Source organism: Nonomuraea sp. NPDC049421, assembly GCF_040677005.1.
Lineage (GTDB): Bacteria > Actinomycetota > Actinomycetes > Streptosporangiales > Streptosporangiaceae > Nonomuraea > Nonomuraea salmonea.
Genome location: NZ_JBFAQA010000035.1, coordinates 70,131 through 86,462, shown reverse-complemented (window position 1 = coordinate 86,462; position 16,332 = coordinate 70,131). Strand labels below are relative to the sequence as shown.

At 70.9% G+C, this 16,332-nt stretch carries 19 protein-coding genes; 9 read left to right on the top strand and 10 right to left on the bottom strand.

Annotation, left to right across the window (positions count from 1 at the left end):
- Positions 1-21 precede the first annotated feature (21 nt).
- Positions 22-540, top strand: coding sequence for a DNA-3-methyladenine glycosylase I (locus AB0K18_RS41945; RefSeq protein ID WP_364926415.1), 519 nt, complete (start codon positions 22-24; stop codon positions 538-540).
- On the opposite strand, the gene AB0K18_RS41940 is transcribed toward AB0K18_RS41945, so the two are convergent.
- The 3 genes from AB0K18_RS41940 to AB0K18_RS41930 form a co-directional block, all read right to left on the bottom strand.
- On the bottom strand, positions 500-1,174 hold the full coding sequence (locus tag AB0K18_RS41940; protein ID WP_364926369.1) for a polysaccharide lyase family 8 super-sandwich domain-containing protein: 675 nt from the start codon (positions 1,172-1,174) through the stop codon (positions 500-502). The two genes, AB0K18_RS41945 and AB0K18_RS41940, sit on opposite strands and share 41 nt — an antisense overlap.
- A gap of 117 nt (positions 1,175-1,291) precedes the next feature.
- Positions 1,292-2,068: an enoyl-CoA hydratase-related protein gene (locus AB0K18_RS41935; protein WP_364926367.1), complete on the bottom strand. Its 777-nt coding sequence runs from the start codon at positions 2,066-2,068 to the stop codon at positions 1,292-1,294.
- Positions 2,065-2,862: a PaaX family transcriptional regulator C-terminal domain-containing protein gene (locus tag AB0K18_RS41930; RefSeq protein ID WP_364926365.1), complete on the bottom strand. Its 798-nt coding sequence runs from the start codon at positions 2,860-2,862 to the stop codon at positions 2,065-2,067. Before AB0K18_RS41930 ends, AB0K18_RS41935 begins: the two co-directional genes overlap by 4 nt.
- A gap of 159 nt (positions 2,863-3,021) precedes the next feature.
- Between AB0K18_RS41930 and AB0K18_RS41925 the strand changes: the two genes are divergently transcribed.
- Positions 3,022-3,189: a DUF3117 domain-containing protein gene (locus AB0K18_RS41925; RefSeq protein ID WP_020545024.1), complete on the top strand. Its 168-nt coding sequence runs from the start codon at positions 3,022-3,024 to the stop codon at positions 3,187-3,189.
- 79 nt (positions 3,190-3,268) lie between these two features.
- Complete coding sequence (locus AB0K18_RS41920) at positions 3,269-4,672, top strand: leucyl aminopeptidase (RefSeq protein ID WP_364926364.1); 1,404 nt, start codon at positions 3,269-3,271, stop codon at positions 4,670-4,672.
- 37 nt (positions 4,673-4,709) lie between these two features.
- Here AB0K18_RS41920 and AB0K18_RS41915 read toward each other — a convergent pair whose 3' ends face one another.
- The gene (locus AB0K18_RS41915; RefSeq protein WP_345389856.1) at positions 4,710-5,348 is read right to left on the bottom strand and encodes an O-methyltransferase; all 639 of its coding nucleotides are present in this window, start codon (positions 5,346-5,348) and stop codon (positions 4,710-4,712) included.
- A gap of 183 nt (positions 5,349-5,531) precedes the next feature.
- Here AB0K18_RS41915 and sigE point away from each other — a divergent pair, with 183 nt between their 5' ends.
- The 4 genes from sigE (at position 5,532) to AB0K18_RS41895 (ending at position 9,502) form a co-directional block, all read left to right on the top strand.
- Positions 5,532-6,164: an RNA polymerase sigma factor SigE gene (sigE, locus tag AB0K18_RS41910; RefSeq protein ID WP_355424401.1), complete on the top strand. Its 633-nt coding sequence runs from the start codon at positions 5,532-5,534 to the stop codon at positions 6,162-6,164.
- A gap of 1 nt (position 6,165) precedes the next feature.
- Complete coding sequence (locus tag AB0K18_RS41905) at positions 6,166-6,693, top strand: zf-HC2 domain-containing protein (RefSeq protein ID WP_364926361.1); 528 nt, start codon at positions 6,166-6,168, stop codon at positions 6,691-6,693.
- Positions 6,694-6,859: 166 nt separating this feature from the next.
- On the top strand, positions 6,860-8,800 hold the full coding sequence (locus tag AB0K18_RS41900; protein ID WP_364926359.1) for a trypsin-like peptidase domain-containing protein: 1,941 nt from the start codon (positions 6,860-6,862) through the stop codon (positions 8,798-8,800).
- Between the two features lie 336 nt (positions 8,801-9,136).
- Complete coding sequence (locus AB0K18_RS41895) at positions 9,137-9,502, top strand: sec-independent translocase (protein ID WP_364926357.1); 366 nt, start codon at positions 9,137-9,139, stop codon at positions 9,500-9,502.
- A gap of 69 nt (positions 9,503-9,571) precedes the next feature.
- On the opposite strand, the gene AB0K18_RS41890 is transcribed toward AB0K18_RS41895, so the two are convergent.
- From AB0K18_RS41890 to AB0K18_RS41880, 3 genes are all read right to left on the bottom strand, one after another.
- Positions 9,572-10,708, bottom strand: a complete 1,137-nt coding sequence (locus tag AB0K18_RS41890) for a P-loop NTPase (RefSeq protein WP_364371348.1) — start codon at positions 10,706-10,708, stop codon at positions 9,572-9,574.
- A 154-nt stretch (positions 10,709-10,862) separates the two neighbouring features.
- Positions 10,863-11,387 carry a DUF1003 domain-containing protein gene (locus AB0K18_RS41885; protein ID WP_364926356.1) on the bottom strand — a complete coding sequence of 175 codons (525 nt, stop codon included), beginning with the start codon at positions 11,385-11,387 and terminating at the stop codon, positions 10,863-10,865.
- Positions 11,377-12,588: a CBS domain-containing protein gene (locus AB0K18_RS41880; RefSeq protein WP_364926354.1), complete on the bottom strand. Its 1,212-nt coding sequence runs from the start codon at positions 12,586-12,588 to the stop codon at positions 11,377-11,379. Before AB0K18_RS41880 ends, AB0K18_RS41885 begins: the two co-directional genes overlap by 11 nt.
- A 96-nt stretch (positions 12,589-12,684) precedes the next feature.
- Between AB0K18_RS41880 and AB0K18_RS41875 the strand changes: the two genes are divergently transcribed.
- On the top strand, positions 12,685-13,632 hold the full coding sequence (locus tag AB0K18_RS41875) for an EamA family transporter (protein ID WP_364926353.1): 948 nt from the start codon (positions 12,685-12,687) through the stop codon (positions 13,630-13,632).
- Between the two features lie 7 nt (positions 13,633-13,639).
- Here the strand turns inward: AB0K18_RS41875 and AB0K18_RS41870 are convergent, their stop codons facing one another.
- A complete protein-coding gene (locus AB0K18_RS41870; RefSeq protein WP_364926351.1) occupies positions 13,640-14,038 on the bottom strand; it encodes a hypothetical protein in 399 nt (132 codons plus the stop codon).
- Positions 14,039-14,084: 46 nt separating this feature from the next.
- On the opposite strand from AB0K18_RS41870, the gene AB0K18_RS41865 reads away from it, so the two are divergent.
- Positions 14,085-15,017 (top strand): CoA ester lyase, encoded by a 933-nt coding sequence (locus tag AB0K18_RS41865; protein WP_364926349.1) that lies wholly within the window; start codon positions 14,085-14,087, stop codon positions 15,015-15,017.
- Here AB0K18_RS41865 and AB0K18_RS41860 read toward each other — a convergent pair.
- Both AB0K18_RS41860 and AB0K18_RS41855 read right to left on the bottom strand, forming a co-directional pair.
- A complete protein-coding gene (locus AB0K18_RS41860) occupies positions 15,007-15,552 on the bottom strand; it encodes a DUF6529 family protein (protein ID WP_364926347.1) in 546 nt (181 codons plus the stop codon). The two genes, AB0K18_RS41865 and AB0K18_RS41860, sit on opposite strands and share 11 nt — an antisense overlap.
- A complete protein-coding gene (locus AB0K18_RS41855; protein WP_364926346.1) occupies positions 15,549-16,265 on the bottom strand; it encodes a hypothetical protein in 717 nt (238 codons plus the stop codon). Before AB0K18_RS41855 ends, AB0K18_RS41860 begins: the two co-directional genes overlap by 4 nt.
- Between the last annotated feature and the right edge of the window lie 67 nt (positions 16,266-16,332).

The window sequence follows — 16,332 nt, the reverse complement described above, 5'->3', positions numbered from 1 at the left end:
ATCCGCTGCACCTGGGCGGGCATGTCCGACCCGATGTACCTCGCCTACCACGACAAGGAGTGGGGCCGCCCGCTCAAGGGCGACGACGCGGTCTTCGAGCGGGTCTCGCTCGAGGCGTTCCAGTCGGGGTTGTCGTGGCTGACGATCCTGCGCAAGCGGGAGAACTTCCGCGCCGCGTTCGACGGCTTCTCCATCGCGAAGGTGGCGGCGTACACGGAGGAGGACGTCGAGCGGCTGCTCGGCGACGCCGGCATCATCCGCAACCGCGCCAAGATCGAGGCGGCCGTCGCCAACGCCAGGGCCGCGCTCGACCTGCCCGACGGCCTGTCGGAGCTGGTGTGGCGGCACGCCGACCCCGACGCGCCGGCGCCGCGCACGATGGCCGACGTGCCGGCCGTCACGCCGGGTTCGAAGGCGCTGGCCAAGGAGCTCAAGAAGCACGGCTTCAAGTTCGTCGGCCCGACCACCGCCTACGCGCTCATGCAGGCGATCGGGCTGGTCAACGATCATCTCGAGGACTGCGTCGCGCGTACGTGGTGAGCCCCGCCGCGTGACCGCGCCCGAGCGGCCCGCCGAGCGCCACCCTGATCACCGGCCGCACGCCGGGCCGCACCGCCTGCAGCTCACCAGTGTTGGCGAGCACCCGTGCGGACGGGCGCTTCGGCGCGGAGCGTGCGGCGTTCGGCAGCAGGACGTAGGCGTAGGAGGCGTCCTCGTGGTCGGTGCCGTGGTCCAGCCAGATGCGGACGTAGCGGCGCGTGACGGGCTCGAAGGCGCCCGCGGTGTCGTCGCCCGTGTCGATGTCGCGCCGGCAGCCCTTGGCGAGCGCGCGGAACCGGCTCCTGTACGGCTCCCGCGCGCACTCGGCCGGCAGCAGCACCGCCCCGGTCGCCGCGTGCCCCGCCACCTCGTCGGAGAACGCCTGCCTGGTGCCCGCGCGCCCGCGTACGGTGTCCATCAGCCGCCCGTCGTGGACGAACGGCGCGAAAGACCGCTCCACCGCGCCCAGCACGACCCGCCGTCCCGGGTCCGTGATCGCCCAGGGAGAGCCGTGCAGGAGCGCGATGGTCTCCGAGACCGCGATGAGCATTGAGAGGCCGTAGGAGCCCGTGTAGGCCACGCAGCCGTGCTGGACGAACGACCCGTCGCGGTAGAAGCCGTCGCCCTCGTCCACCGGGCGTGGACCGGATCACCGGCGTCCAGCTCGCCGCCGGTCAGCAGCTCCAGGGCGCTCGCGCGGAGAGCGTCGAAGTCGGGCGCGTGCATGAGGTCCGGCTTCCCCCAGGGGAGGTCACTCCGCGTTGAACGTCGGCTGCTCCTTGGCGAGGAAGGCGCGGGTGGCGTTGAGGTGGTCCTGGGTGGCGACGCACTGGTCCTGGAGGTCGGCCTCCATGGCCAGCGAGTCGGCCAGCGCGTGGGTGGCGGCGTAGGCCAGCGCCCGCTTGGTGGCGCCGTAGGCCAGCGTGGGGCCCTGCGCGAGGCGTACGGCCAGTTCCGTGGCGGTCTTCATGACGTCCTCCGCCGGCACGACGCGGGTCACCAGGCCGAGCTCCAGGGCGCGGGCCGCGTCGAGCGGCTCGCCCAGCAGCATCAGCTCGGCCGCGCGCCCCTGACCCACCAGGCGCTGCAACGTCCACGACGCGCCCGAGTCGGGCGCGAGCCCGATCCCCGCGAACGCCAGCGCGAACTTCGCCCGCTCCGACGCCACCCGCAGGTCGCACGCGAACGCCAGCGACGCGCCCGCACCCGCCGCCACCCCGTTGACGGCGGCCACCACCGGCTTGGGCATCGTGCTGATCAGCTCGACGATCGGGTTGTAGTGCGCCCGCACGGTGTTGGCCAGCCCGCGGCCCGCCTCCAGGTTGTCGGCGTGCTCGCGCAGGTCCTGGCCCGCGCAGAAGGCCCGGCCGGAGCCGGTCAGCAGCACCGCGCGCACCCCGCGGTCGTGCGCGGCCTTGCGTAGCGCGTCGTGCAGCGCCTGCTTGGTCTCGGCGGTCAGCGAGTTCATCGCCTCGGGCCGGTCGAGCATGATGGTGGCGACGGCGTCGGCCACGTCATAGCGGATCACAACAACTCCCTGTCGACGAACGCGGCGGCTGCGGGCAGCAGCCTGGCGGCCTCCTGCTCGAAGAAGGCCCGCGCCTTCTCGCCCGGCCAGCCCGCGGGCAGCAGCTCGGGCGGCAGGCCGGGATCGCGGAACAGGAAGTTGCGCCACCCGTGCACCAGCCGGCTCCGCGTCGCGAACACCCGGTCGGGCGGCGCCTTCTCCGGCAGCGTGCTGATCAGCGTGGCAGCCTCGGCCAGCCAGTGCTCGTACGCCTCGCCGATGGCGTCCAGATCCCATGCCCTGGCCACCAGCTCGCGCGGGTCGCCCTCCAGCGCCGCGTCGAACCTGTCGGCCCGCACCCCTTCGCCCTCCAGCAGGTTGTCCAGCTCGATCGAGGAGCGCGGACCGATCCACGTCGTCTCCGAGAGCGAGGCGTAGCCGAGGAACGTCAGGTCCGCCTTCAGCCGCTCCCTGCGCTGCCGTTCCTTGACCGGTTCGAAGACGATCAGGTGCCAGCGGCCGTGCCAGGTCAGCGTTCCGGCTCGGTAAATTCTCAGCGCCGCCTCGTCCAGTCGCCTGACGCACTTCGGCGTCAGCCCGTAGCCCGCGCCCTGCGGCAGCCGCACCGGCTGGAGCCAGCCCTGTCGCACCATTCTCGAAACCGCCGTACGTACGGCGGGAGCGGCTATTTCCAGGGGTTTCATGAGACGCACGAGAGCGGCGACGGACGCCTGTCCGCCGCGTGAACGCAGGTGGTCACCGTAGACGTCGAACAGAGCGGCGCGAGCGTGCACGAAGTCCAGTTTGGACGTCATCGCCTGCCTCGACAACGCATTCTGGGAGGAGATCGTTACCCATGAGCGCTCTCGATGCGGGAGAATAGGACATCACAGAAGACGTGAATGCGCCGACCACCCCCTCGGGAGGTCGGAAATCGCGGGCCGCGGGAGCCCAAGGCAGGAAGGGATGCACGCATGGCGGCGATGAAGCCGCGGACCGGCGATGGTCCGCTCGAGGTCACCAAGGAAGGGCGCGGCATTGTCATGCGGGTCCCCCTGGAGGGTGGCGGCCGGCTCGTCGTGGAGATCTCCGCCGACGAGGCCAAGGCGCTCGGCGAGGCGTTGAAGAACGTCGTCGGCTGAGCGCTCCCCGGAGATCACTTTGTTCCACGACCCTGGCGTACCCACGACGCCAGGGTCGCTGACGTTTGAGGAGTAGTTCGTGCCCATTGAGACCACTACGTCGGTGGTCACCGAGGTTCCCGACGACGCCGAGTTGCTGGCCGTCCCCTATGACTCCGACCTCAGCCCCTCGGTCGAGCTGCCGCTGCCGGCCGCCGGCCTGCTCGCCCACTACGACGCCAAGGGCGAGGCGGGCGAGATCGTCGAGGTGCCGGTGGCTCGGTCCGGCGGCGTGGGCCGGGTCCTGCTGTACGGCGTCGGCGACGGCTCACCGCGCGCCCTGCGCACCGCCGCCGCCGCGCTGACCAGGAAGGCCAAGGGCAGGGACACGCTGACCGTGGTGCCGCCCGCGGGTGATCTGACGCCGTTCGCCGAGGCGGCGCTGCTGGCGGCCTACACGTTCAGGATCGGCAAGGCCGGCAAGAAGGCGGTCGGCACGCTGGTGTTCGCCGGGGCCGACGAGGGCCAGGTGCGGCGCGCCGAGACCGTCGCGCGGGCCGTCGCGTTCGCCCGCGACCTCGCCAACACGCCGTCCTCGGTGAAGAACCCCGCCTGGCTTGCTGAGCAGGCCCAGGAGAGCGGCGTGCCGGTCGAGGTCTGGGACGAGGAGCGGCTGAAGGCCGACGGGTTCGGCGGCATCCTCGCCGTCGGGCAGGGCTCGGCCAGCCCGCCCCGGCTCATCAAGCTCACCTACACCCCCGACGAGCCGGTCGAGCGGCACGTCGTGCTGGTGGGCAAGGGCATCACGTTCGACTCGGGCGGGCTGTCGCTCAAGCCGACCGACAACATGAAGACCCAGAAGACCGACATGGCGGGCGGCGCGGTCGTTATCGCCGTGCTCAAGGCGCTGGCCGAGCTCAAGGCCCCCGTACGCGTCACGGGTCTGGTCGCCGCCGCCGAGAACATGCCGTCCGGCACCGCCCAGCGGCCCAGCGACGTGATCAAGCACTACGGCGGCCGTACGGTCGAGGTGCTCAACACCGACGCCGAAGGCCGGCTCGTGCTGGCCGACGCGCTCGCCTACGCCGACGCCGTGCTCGACCCCGACGAGGTGATCGACATCGCCACGCTCACCGGGGCCATCACGGTCGCGCTCGGCCGCCACTACGGCGCCGTCTACTCCTCCGACGACACGCTGGCCGAGCGGCTCGTCTCCGCGGGCCAGGCGGCCGACGACAAGCTGTGGCGGATGCCGCTGGTCGAGGACTACGCGCCCGCGCTCAGGTCGCCGATCGCCGACCTCGCCAACGTCGAGTCCGGCTCCACCTACGGCGGCGGGTCGATCACGGCGGCGCTGTTCCTGCGGGAGTTCGCGGGCAAGCGGCCGTGGGCGCACCTCGACGTCGCCGGCGTCGGGCGCAGCACGGTCGACGAGGGCACGCTCACCAAGGGCGCCACGGGCTTCGGCGTCCGCCTCCTGGTGGAGTGGCTCACCAAGGGCTGACCGCTTCGCCCACCGGCCCCCGCGTGGGGCCGGTGGGTCAGCCGGAGATCTTCACCGCGGCCAGCAGGCCGTCGCCGAGCGGCATGAGCACAGAGCGCAGCCGCTCGTCCGACTGCACCAGCTTGCCGACCTCGCGCAGCGCCACCGTGTCGGTGTCGCGCTGCGTCGGGTCGGCCACGCGGTGGTGCCACAACATGTTGTCGAACGCCACGATGCCGCCCACGCGCAACAACCGGACCGCCTCGGCGAGATAGTCGGCGTATTCCTGCTTGGCGCCGTCGGCGAACACCATGTCATAGCCGCCGTCCGACAACCGCGGCAGCACGTCGAGCGCACGGCCCGAGATGAGCCGCACCCTGCTGCCGGAGAACCCGGCCTCCGTGAACGCCTGCCGGGCCAGCCGCTGATGCTCGGGCTCCACGTCGACGCTCGTCAAAGTGCCGTCCGTACGCATGCCGCGCAGCAGCCACAATCCCGACACGCCGCAACCCGTGCCGATCTCCACCACCGACTTGGCGTTGACGACGGTCGTGAGAAAGCACAGGGCGGCACCGCCGCCGGGAAGGATGGGTGTGGCACCCATCTCCAGCCCGCGCTGCCGCGCCGCGTGCAGGATCTCATCCTCATGATGGAACTGCTCCGCATAGGCCAGAGTGGCCTCCACCGGAGTGGTCATCGGCCTCCTCCCCCCACTTTCGTGCGATTGGTCGCGAGGTATACGCGTGATTGGCACCGATCGCAGCCTAGGGGAGACACGCCGGGACGGGAACTCAGGAGGGTCCCGAGGCGTTGCAGGTTTAAACGGGCTTTGCCGGTCCGGAAGGCAGGCAGTGCGCACGAAGGGACGAAACCAGGCACTATGGCGGTAGCGGTGGTCCCAGAGAGAGGAGTTCTGGTGGACGAGAGCGACCACCAGACCGATGCTCCGGTGTCGTCCGACTGGACGCCTCCCAGCTGGGAGGAAGTGGTGCGGACTCACTCCGCACGCGTGTATCGGCTGGCGTACCGGCTGACCGGCAATGTCCATGACGCAGAAGACCTCACGCAGGAGGTCTTCGTCAGGGTCTTCAGGTCGCTGTCGAGTTACACCCCCGGCACGTTCGAGGGGTGGCTGCACCGGATCACGACCAACCTGTTCCTCGACATGGCGCGGCGCAAGCAGCGCATCAGGTTCGAGGGGCTGGCCGACGACGCCGCCGAGCGGCTGCGCGGTCGTGAGCCGTCCCCGGCACAGGCGTTCGACGACGCCCACCTGGAGCCCGACATCCAAGCCGCCCTCGACGCGCTCGCCCCCGAGTTCCGGGCCGCGATCGTGCTGTGTGACATCGAGGGCCTGTCCTACGAGGAGATCGCGGCCACGCTCGGCGTCAAGCTGGGTACGGTCCGAAGCCGTATTCACCGTGGCCGGGCGCAGTTGCGGGAGGCTCTCGACCATCGAGCCCCCCGTAATTCTCAACTCCCCCCGACCGTGATCCGTGGGGAGGAAATCTGACATGGCTCATCTGGGAGAACGCGCATCCGCGCTCGTCGACGGAGAGCTCAGCCACACCGAGCGCGAGCGTGCGCTGGCTCATCTGACTTTCTGTGCTGACTGTCGTCGCGAGGTCGAGTCGGTGCGGGCGCTCAAGTCCCGCCTGCGCTCGCTCGAGACGCCGGCGATGCCGGCCGACCTGACGATGTCCCTGCTCCGCATGGCGGAGCCGGGCGGGCCGTTGCCGCCGAGGGAGCGCCCTTTCCCCACGCGTACGTTCGGGGGAGTGCCCATTCCGGGGCCGCACACCATCGCCCCGCTCGACAACCGGCCGCGCCGCGACGCCGGTGGCGGGGCTGCGGGGCCTGGCCGTGGCAGTAGGCGGCGCAACACCTATGTCGCGGTCGGCGTGGTCTCGGCGGCCGTGGCGCTCGGCACCTTCTTCGCCGTGAGCGGAGTCGGGCAGAACAACCCGGCTCCGCCTGTTGAACTGTTCCAGCAGCAGGCCCGTACTACGCCTACGAACGCCCCCGCTACCGCCACACCCTGACCTCGGCAATGCCGGGGGCAATCGGTTGGCGTAGTCGGCGGCGGAGCGGGCATACGATCTGGGTTCGGGAATTGTCACAGGCAAGTCCTGACAAAAGCTTTAGATCACTCGTATGCCGCAAGAGCCCGGATTTGCGGTGGCCGAGCCAAGGAGTGGTGAGACTTAGATGACCGACGAGACGCGGTCCGCAGAAGGACGCACACCGTCGGACTCCCCCGAGCCACCGGGGCGGCCTGACTTCCTGCCCGCGGACGACCGGTCCGAGCAGCGGTCGGAGCCGCCCGCATCCTTCGGCTCGTCGTGGGGCGACCCGTCGGGCCGCCCCGGGGGCTCCGGCTCGCCGCCGTACGGCGGAGCAGGGCCGCAGGGCACGGGGCCGCAGTACGGCGCGCCGTCGTTCGGCCCCCCGGACCGTTCCCACGAAGGCCCTGCCTACGGCCGCCCTGACGCCGACTCCCGCTCCTACGACGGCCCCGTCTACGGACGGCCCGACGCGGAGACCCGCTCCCACGAAGGCCCGTCCTTCGGCCCACCGGACTCTTCCGGGCCCTCCAGCGGCCCCTCCTTCGGCCCACCGGACTCTTCCGGGCCCTCCAGCGGCCCCTCCTTCGGCCCACCCAACTCCTCCGGCCCTTCCAGCGGCCCCTCCTTCGGGCCACCCGACTCCTCCGGCCCCTCCTTCGGGCCGCCCGGTTCCGGTGGGCCCTCCTCCGGGCCGTCCTTCGGACCGCCCAGCGGGGACACGCGGGCCTATGACAGCCCGTTCTTCGGCTCGCCCGACGGGGGCGCCCGCTCGTACGAGGGGCCGCCGTTCGGGTCGTCCGGCGAAGGCCCGGGTTACGGGCGGCCGCGCGGCGGTGCGTACGGCGACTCCTACGGCGGGCCGCCCCAGCCGCCGCCTCCGCGTCAGGCCATGGGCATGGGCCCCGGCTGGGCGCCGCCACCGCCCGGCGGCAAGGACGGGAGCGCCGCGGGCCGCCCGCGCACCGGGTTCCTGATCGCCATGGCTTTGGTCATCGCGCTGGTGGCGTCCCTGCTCGGCAGCGTCGGCACCTACCTGCTCACCCGGCCCAGCAGCAGCGCCAACGACCCCTCCTACAGCCTCGGCCCGCTGCCCACCGGCGCGACCAACCGCGCGCCCGACTCCGTCGCAGGGGTGGCCGCCCGGGTGCTGCCCAGCGTGGTCTCGCTGGAGGTCGGCAACGGCAGCAACACCGAGGGCGCCTCGGGCTCCGGCTTCCTCATCAAGAACGGCTACGTGGTCACCAACAACCACGTCGTCTCGCTGGCCGCGCAGGGCGGCGAGATCCGGATCATGTTCAACAACCGCAAGACCACCACGGCCCGTATCGTCGGCCGCGACCCGGGCTCCGACCTGGCGGTGGTCAAGCCTGAGGAGACGTTCGGGACGCCGGAGATCACGCTCGGCAACTCCGACCAGGTCGTCGTCGGCGACCCCGTCATCGCGATCGGCTCGCCGCTCGGCCTGACCGGCACGGTCACGACCGGCATCGTCAGCTCGCTCAACCGGCCGGTCATCGCCGGTGACGACACCGGCACCAGCAGCGAGGAGCCGGCGTACATCAGCGCCATCCAGACCGACGCCGCCATCAACCCGGGCAACTCCGGCGGTCCGCTGGTGAACGGCAAGGGCGAGGTCGTCGGGGTCAACTCCGCGATCGCCACTCTGGGCCGGTCGATGACCAGCCAGAGCGGCAGCATCGGGCTGGGCTTCGCGATCCCGGTCAACCAGACGCGGCGGGTGGCGGAAGAGCTGATCACCACCGGCAAGGCCAAGCGTCCGAAGATCGGCATCGTCCTGGAGAAGGACTTCAGGGGCCAGGGTGTCAAGATCGCCACCGAACCGGCGGCCGGCCAGCAGCCGGTCACCCCGGGCGGCCCCGCCGACAAGGCCGGTCTCAAGGCCGGCGACGTGATCCTGGAGATCGACGGCCTCACCCTCCAGGACGGCAACGAGCTCATCGCCCTGATCCGCAGCAAGGAGCCCGGCTCCAAGATCAAGGTCAAGTACCAGCGCGACGGTCAGGACCGCACCGCGACCCTGACCGTCGTGGCGGACGACGAACCCGCCCCCACACCCTCCTGACAGCGCGCTGACGGAGCAAGGGCGTCGGGCGGAGGACAACCGCGACCGACGCCCTCAGCACCCCGTTCCGCTTTTTGGGGGTGATCAGGGGTGAGGGCCTTCAGGGGTGAAGAGCGGCGTCGGTCTCGCCGTCCCATCCGGGCGTCACGCGCGGCCCTGCCCACATTCGCTGATGGCGATCTCGGCGCGTGGGTGTTCGTGCTGGGTGTGGTGATCTTTCCGCGGGCTGGGGGATTTGTGGCTGGGGGGGGGCGACTCGGGCACGGCTGGGAGCCCTTAGTCTGTGGATAGGCCGGGGTTGTCCTCGGAGAGGTTGGACTGCGGTAGGAGCTCACGGTGTTCGGACTCGGGTGGATGGAGATCGGAGCGCTGATCGTGATCGCGCTGCTCGTCTTCGGTCCCGAAAAACTGCCGCAGGCCGCCGCGCAGGCGGGCAAGACCCTGCGCAACCTGCGCCGGATGGCCAACAGCGCGCGTGACGACCTGCGCGCCGGCCTGGGCCCGGAGTTCCAGAACTTCGACCCGGCCGACCTCAACCCGCGCAACTTCGTCCGCAAGCATCTCCTCGACGACCTCGAGGACGACTGGAACAACCAGGACAAGCCGAAGGAGCTGGAGCCGGCGGCGGCCACGTACACGCCGGAGCCGGTCGATGAGCTGGGCTTCGGCGAGATCCCCCCGTACGATTCGGAAGCGACCTGACAGACCCCCACAGACGCGCATCGGGCCCGCCCAGAGCAACCTGGGAGCGGGCCCGATGTAGGTGCGGGGTCAGCGGCGCGGGGCGAGGCCCAGCTGCATGCCCTTGAGGCTGGAGGAGCGCTTGCTCAGCCCGTCGGCGATCGTGCGCAGCTCGGCCGCGGCCGGCGAGTCGGGGTCGGTGAGCACGAGCGGCTTGCCCTCGTCGCCGCCCTCGCGCAGCCGCATGTCGATGGGCACCTGACCGAGCAGCGGCACGCGCGCGCCGAGCGTGCGGGTGAGCGCGTCGGCGACGGTCTGGCCGCCGCCCTCGCCGAAGACGGCGATGCGCTCGTCGCAGTGGGGGCAGGGCAGCCACGCCATGTTCTCGATGACGCCGGCGATCTGCTGGTGGGTCTGCGCCGCGATGGAGCCGGCCCGCTCGGCGACCTCGGCGGCGGCCATCTGGGGCGTGGTGACGACGAGGATCTCGGCGCCCGGCAGCCGCTGGGCGACCGAGATGGCGATGTCGCCGGTGCCGGGCGGCAGGTCGAGCAGGAGGACGTCGAGGTCGCCCCAGTAGACGTCGGCGAGGAACTGGTGCAGCGCCCGGTCGAGCATGGGGCCGCGCCAGACGACCGGCGTGTTGCCCGGCGGCTTGAACATGCCGACCGAGATGACCTTGATGTCGTGGGCCACCGGCGGCATGATCATGTCTTCGACCTTGGTGGGCCGCTCGGCGGCGCCCAGCATGCGCGGGATGCTGTGGCCGTAGATGTCGGCGTCGACGATGCCGACCTTGAGCCCGTTGGAGGCCATGGCGGCGGCGAGGTTGACCGTGACCGAGGACTTGCCGACCCCGCCCTTGCCGCTGGCCACCGCGAAGACGCGGGTGAGCGAGCCCGGCTGGTTGAACGGGATCTCCTTCTCGGGCCCGCGGTCGCCCCTGAGCTTGGTCTGCAGGGTCTTGCGCTGCTCGGCGCTCATCACGTCGAGCTCGATCTGCACGCCGGTCACGCCGTCGACCTTGGCGACGGCGGCGGTGACGTCGCGGCTGATGGTGTCCTTCATCGGGCAGCCGGCCACCGTGAGGTAGACGCCTACGCGCACCGAGCCGTCGGGAGCGATCTCGATGTTCTTGACCATGTCGAGGTCCGTGATCGGGCGACGGATCTCGGGGTCGATGACGGTGGACAGCGCGGCCGTCACGAGTTCCTGGGTAGGTGCCATCGAAGTCTCGGCACGAGGGAGTGCCGTCCCTCCTTAGTCGGTCTATGTGTGACAGGCGCTGGGACGCCGGTGAGGATGCCCCTCCATGGTATGAACCAGCGGCCTCGCCGGGTTAATCCGCACTGTTAGATGTCTGTGCAACAGCGTCTCAAGGTTACTCCGCGTGCCCCGTGCGCGACGAACGGCCGTCCTGCGGGGCCCCGGGACCCGCGGCGGCGGCGTCCTTCAGCTCGTCGAGCAGCCGGCCCATCTCGGCGCGCAGGTAGTCGCGGGTGGCCACGTCGTTGATGGCGAGGCGCAGCCCGGCGATCTCGCGCGTCAGGTATTCGATCTCGGCCTGGTTGCGGTCGGCGGTCTCGCGGTCCTGCTCGTACTGGATGCGGTCGCGGTCGTCCTGGCGGTTCTGGGCGAGCAGGATGAGCGGCGCGGCGTAGCTCGCCTGCAGCGAGAGCATCAGCGTGAGGAAGATGAACGGGTACGGGTCGAACTTCAGGTGCGGCGGCGCGAACACGTTCCACAGCACCCAGACCGACACGAACACCGTCATGTAGACGATGAACCGGGCGGTGCCGAGAAAGCGGGCGATGCGCTCGGACAGCCGCCCGAACGCCTCGGGGTCGTAGTGGGGCCGCAGCGTACGGCGCAGCGCCCGCGGCTGGTCGAGCCGGTCAGTCGTCATCCTCGTCGTCCCTCTCCCGCCAGTCCTCGGGCAGCATGTGGTCGAGCACGTCGTCCACGGTCACGGCCCCGACCAGGTGGCCCAGCTCGTCCACGACGGGCGCCGCGACGAGGTTGTAGTTGGCCAGGTAGTAGGTGACCTCGCGCAGCGTGAACTCCGGCTTGATCGGGTCGATCGAGGGGTCGAGCACGCCGCCGAGCAGCGTGGACGGCGGCTCGCGCAGCAGCCGCTGGAAGTGCGCGACCCCCAGGTAGGTGCCCGTCGGCGTCTCGGTCGGTGGCCTGGTGACGTAGACCTGGGCGGCCACGGCGGGCGTGAGGTCCTGCTGCCTGATGTGGGCGAGCGCCTCCGCGACGGTGGAGGTGGGCGGCAGGATGACGGGCTCGCTGGTCATCACGCCGCCCGCGCTGGTCTCCGGGTACGTCAGCAGCCGCCGCACCGGCGCCGCCTCCTCGGGCTCCATCAGCGCGAGGAGCTGGGCCGCCTGCTGGTCGGGCAGGTCGTGCAGCAGGTCGGCGGCGTCGTCGGGCCCCATCTCCTCCAGGACGACGGCGGCCCGCTCGGGCTCCAGGATGCTGAGGATGCCGATCTGGTCGTCGGGCGGCAGCTCCTCCAGCACGTCGGCGAGGCGCGTGTCGTTGAGCGCGCGGGCGATCTCCAGCCGGCGCTTGCTGGGCAGGTCGTGCAGGGCGCTGGCCATGTCGGCGGCGCGCAGCGACTCGAACGCGGCGATCAGCCCGGCCGCGCCCTGGTCCTTCTGCAGCGTGTCGAACCCGGACACCTCCTGCCAGTCGACGATGCGCGGGTCGCGCCGTCTGCGCCTGTAGACGGCGACCTTGGTGATCTCCCAGACGGACGGCTTGATCTCCTCCATGGCGACGTCGTAGACGGTCATCGGCTGGTCTTCGACGGTCACGGTGAGGTCGAGCATCTCGCCGATGACCAGCGTCTCGGTGGCGCGCTGCTCGAACCTGCGCATGTTGAGCCGCCCGGTGAAGACGACGGAGCCGGCCTCGATGCGGACCAGGCGGGTGACGGGCAGGAAGACGCGGCGGCGCGGCTGCACCTCCACGACGAACCCGTGGACGGTGGGCCGGCGGCCGATGCGCAGTCCGACCACGACGTCCCTGACGCGGCCGATCTGGTCGCCCGCCGGGTCGAAGACCGGGGTCCCCGGCAGGCGGGCCACGAAGATCTTCACGTGGCCAGGCTAACAGCGGGGTTCCATTGCGCCCGGGACGCTGTACGTGTCAGTATCAAACCTGCTAAACGGTGATTACGCTGCAGGTGGTGTGCGATGAGGTATGCGGGACTGGCGCTCGCGTTCGTGAGCTCGTGCTGTTTCGCGTTCTCCGGGCCGATGGCGAAATACCTCATCGCGGCCGGGCTGGCGCCGATCGAGGCGGTGTGGACGCGCATGGCGGGCGCCGGGCTGCTGCTGGTGGCCGTGCTGGCCTTGTTGCGGCCCCGCGCGCTGCGGATCCCGCGCTCGATGCTGCCCTTCGTCGGCCTGTACGCGATCATGGCCGTCGCCGGCGTGCAGGCGCTCTACTTCGTGGCGATCACCCGGCTGCCGGTGGGGATCGCGCTGCTGCTGGAGTTCATGGCGCCGGTGATGGTGGTGGCGTGGGTGCGGGTCATCCGCAAGGTACGCCTGGCGAGGGCCGCGTACGTGGGCGCCGTCGTCGCGGTCGTGGGCCTCGGCATCGTCGTCGAGGCGTGGCAGGGGCTGCGCCTGGACGCGCTGGGCCTGCTGCTCGGCCTGCTGGCCGGGGCGTGCTGCGCCGGATATTTCCTGATGAACGATAGCTTCAGCGATGAGATCGACCCCCTGGGCCTCATCGCGTGGGGCATGACGGGGGCGGCCGTGGTGCTGATCCCGTTCGCCCGGCCGTGGGACATCCCCTGGAGCGCCTTCACGGCCACCGCATCTCCCGAGGGCGGGTTCGCGCTGCCGGTGCTGGGGGCGTACCTGTGGATGGTGGTCGTCGCCACCGTGGTCGCGTACATCCTGGGGGTGAACGCCGTGCGGCGGCTGTCGGCCGCGGTCGGCGCGACCGTGGCGTCGCTGGAGGTGATCTTCGGCGCCGTCGTGGCGTGGGCGCTGGTGGGGGAGACGCTCGGCGCGTTCCAGATCGTGGGCGGGCTCATCGTGATCGGGGGCGCGCTGCTCGCCCAGACCGCCACCGCGGCCACCAAGCCGGAGCTCGGGCCGGAGCCAGAGCCGGTGCCCGTCACCCCGTGATACGGGGTCAGAGCTGCGGGGTGAGGCGCCAGACGGTGGACTCGCGGGCCCAGCGCTCGGCCAGGTGCTCGGTGTCGCGGGCGTTGAGCCGCTCTTTGGCGAGCACCGCCACCGCGTCGGCCACCGCGTCGTCCGCCGCGGCCTGATCGACCGCCTCGACCGTCACCTCGAACTCGGCGAGGCGCGCCCCGTTGTCCTTGCTGCGCAGCGTCACCCGCACCCGGTCGAGCGACTCCAGACCGGGAAGTTGCTGCTCGGCGCCGCCTGAGACGAGGTAGACGGCGCCGTCGTGCCAGGCGTGCCAGGCCAGGCGCGGACGGTCGAGGGCGAGCCAGAGAATGCCCGACTTCTTCGCGCCCTCCTCGACGGCCGCGGCCGGCACGGTGCTCATTGGCTGCTCGCTCACACGCACGACTGTAACCGCCGCGAGCGGCCGCGAGTAGGTTGAGCGCATGCGCTCACGACGTTCGGTGCTCGCCGTGCCAGGCAGCAACCCCCGGTTCCTGGAGAAGGCCCAGACCCTGCCCGTGGACGAGGTCTTCCTCGACCTGGAGGACTCCGTCGCCCCGCTCGCCAAGGAGGAGGCGCGGGTCAACATCGTCGCGGCCCTGCGCGAGGGCGACTGGTCCGGCAAGACGCGGGTGGTCAGGGTCAACGACCTGACCACGCAGTGGACCTACCGCGACGTGATCGAGGTCGTGGAGGGGGCGGGGGAGTTCATCGACTGCGTCATGCTGCCCAAGGTGCAGGACTCCACCGAGGTCGTCTGGCTCGACACGCTGCTCACCCAGATCGAGAAGACCATGGGGTACGAGGTCGGCCGCATCGGCATCGAGGCGCAGATCGAGAACGCCCGCGGCCTGGTCAACGCCGACGCCATCGCCGGGTCGTCCAAGCGGCTGGAGACACTGGTGTTCGGCCCCGCGGACTTCATGGCCTCCATCAACATGCGCACGCTGGTCGTCGGCGAGCAGCCGCCCGGCTACGCCGAGGGCGACGCCTACCACTACATCCTCATGCGGCTGCTGATGGCCGCGAGGATGCACGACCTGCAGGTCATCGACGGCCCCTACCTGCAGATCAAGGACGTCGATGGCTTCCGCAGGGTCGCGATGCGCGCCGCGGCGCTGGGCTTCGACGGCAAGTGGGTGCTGCACCCCTCGCAGGTCGACGCGGCCAACGAGGTGTTCTCGCCGTCGCAGGAGGACTATGACCACGCCGAGCTCATCCTGGAGGCGTACGAGCACTACACCACCGTGGAGAAGCGCGGCGCGGTCATGCTGGGCGACGAGATGATCGACGAGGCCAGCAGGAAGATGGCGCTCGTCGTGGCCGCCAAGGGGCGGGCGGCCGGGTTGAGCAGGACGAAACGGTTCACACCTTGATGCCGATGGCGGTGAAGAACCAGAACGACGAGGTCAGCCAGAGCCCGACCAGCGCCGTGAACGCCAGCCCGCCGAAGACCGGCAGCGTCCAGCCCGGCGTGCCCTGCTTGGGCAGGGCCAGCATCTTCGCGGTGAACAGGCCGTAGAAGAAGCAGCCGAGCAGCGAGTGGGCGAGCACCCTCGGCACGTCGTACTGCAGGCCGAGCGCGTACAGGCAGTGGAAGGCGACCGGGATCGTGAGCAGGAACGCCAGCCGTCCCGACCAGCGGTGCACGCCGGGCGGGACGGTGACCCCGAGCCTGCCCCACATCGACAGCGCCGAGACGACCTGCACGATCGCGAGCACGAACGCGCCCGTCGTCAGCCACACCTTCATCGTCAGCGCGCCGGAGAAGCCGGCCACGCCGACCGCGAAACCGGTCGGCGTGTGCGCGCGGCCGTACACGCCGAGCGCGAGCACCACGAGGCCGCCCGCGAGCAGCGGCACCAGCAACGAGGCCAGGCCGCGGGAGGGCCGCTGGGGGATGGCGGTCATTGCATCTCCTCGACGAAGGAGTCGGCGTCCTTGGGGTGGACGGTCGTGCCCTCGACCGTGATGGGCGCGGTCGGCTGCGCGCTGTCGAGATCGGGGACGTCGAGCTGCTCCTCGCCCGCGAACGCGGCGCCGACCTGGTAGTAGCCGCCGGCCGGGTTCTTGACCATGATCCAGCCGGCCCGGAACCGCGCGCCCCTGACGATGGCGGTGGCCCGGTAGAGGCCGGACGGCTTCTCCACGGTGGGCGCCTCGAAGGTCCAGCGCCTGCCGGCGACCGTGACCGTGCCCTCGGCCCGTCCGCCGCCCAGCTCCGCCTTGACCGTGGAACGGGCGTTGGCGACGCCCTTGAGCCGCAGCTCGCCGGCCGTCCCCGAGCCCTTGAACCAGGCTTCGGTGCGGCCGTCGCAGAAGTAGCCGACGGCCTTGCCGTTCCTGATGGAGATGGCGATCAGGGCGCCGTTGCCCTTGACCCGGCCGCCGTAGTCGGCCTTCTCGATCTTCTTCGGCTCGGTGGCCGTGGGGGAGGGCGACGCCGGGGCGGCGCTCTCCTCAGGTGCGCTCGCTTCGGTGGCGGGCGCCTCGGCGGCGGTGTTCGTACGCGTATTGGCGGCCTCCTGCGCCGCCGGTGCCGCGGTGATGCTGGCGACACCCAGCCCCACGGCGAGCACCGCGCCCGTCGTGAGGGTGATGACAGGTCCCAGCCTTGACGACATGGACTGCTCCCAGGGTCGAAATGTCTATGGCTCTGAGCATCCGCCTAAATTCCGGCCCCGTCTGTGA

Excerpts from the sequence above, each read along its gene's own strand:
- AB0K18_RS41945 (WP_364926415.1), top strand. The coding sequence starts at position 22 with ATGTCCGACCCGATGTACCTCGCCTACCACGACAAGGAGTGGGGCCGC.
- AB0K18_RS41930 (WP_364926365.1), bottom strand. The coding sequence starts at position 2,862 with ATGACGTCCAAACTGGACTTCGTGCACGCTCGCGCCGCTCTGTTCGAC.
- AB0K18_RS41925 (WP_020545024.1), top strand. The coding sequence starts at position 3,022 with ATGGCGGCGATGAAGCCGCGGACCGGCGATGGTCCGCTCGAGGTCACC.
- AB0K18_RS41915 (WP_345389856.1), bottom strand. The coding sequence starts at position 5,348 with ATGACCACTCCGGTGGAGGCCACTCTGGCCTATGCGGAGCAGTTCCAT.
- sigE (WP_355424401.1), top strand. The coding sequence starts at position 5,532 with ATGGCGGTAGCGGTGGTCCCAGAGAGAGGAGTTCTGGTGGACGAGAGC.
- AB0K18_RS41905 (WP_364926361.1), top strand. The coding sequence starts at position 6,166 with ATGGCTCATCTGGGAGAACGCGCATCCGCGCTCGTCGACGGAGAGCTC.
- AB0K18_RS41900 (WP_364926359.1), top strand. The coding sequence starts at position 6,860 with ATGACCGACGAGACGCGGTCCGCAGAAGGACGCACACCGTCGGACTCC.
- AB0K18_RS41890 (WP_364371348.1), bottom strand. The coding sequence starts at position 10,708 with ATGGCACCTACCCAGGAACTCGTGACGGCCGCGCTGTCCACCGTCATC.
- AB0K18_RS41885 (WP_364926356.1), bottom strand. The coding sequence starts at position 11,387 with ATGACGACTGACCGGCTCGACCAGCCGCGGGCGCTGCGCCGTACGCTG.
- AB0K18_RS41875 (WP_364926353.1), top strand. The coding sequence starts at position 12,685 with ATGAGGTATGCGGGACTGGCGCTCGCGTTCGTGAGCTCGTGCTGTTTC.
- AB0K18_RS41865 (WP_364926349.1), top strand. The coding sequence starts at position 14,085 with ATGCGCTCACGACGTTCGGTGCTCGCCGTGCCAGGCAGCAACCCCCGG.
- AB0K18_RS41860 (WP_364926347.1), bottom strand. The coding sequence starts at position 15,552 with ATGACCGCCATCCCCCAGCGGCCCTCCCGCGGCCTGGCCTCGTTGCTG.
- AB0K18_RS41855 (WP_364926346.1), bottom strand. The coding sequence starts at position 16,265 with ATGTCGTCAAGGCTGGGACCTGTCATCACCCTCACGACGGGCGCGGTG.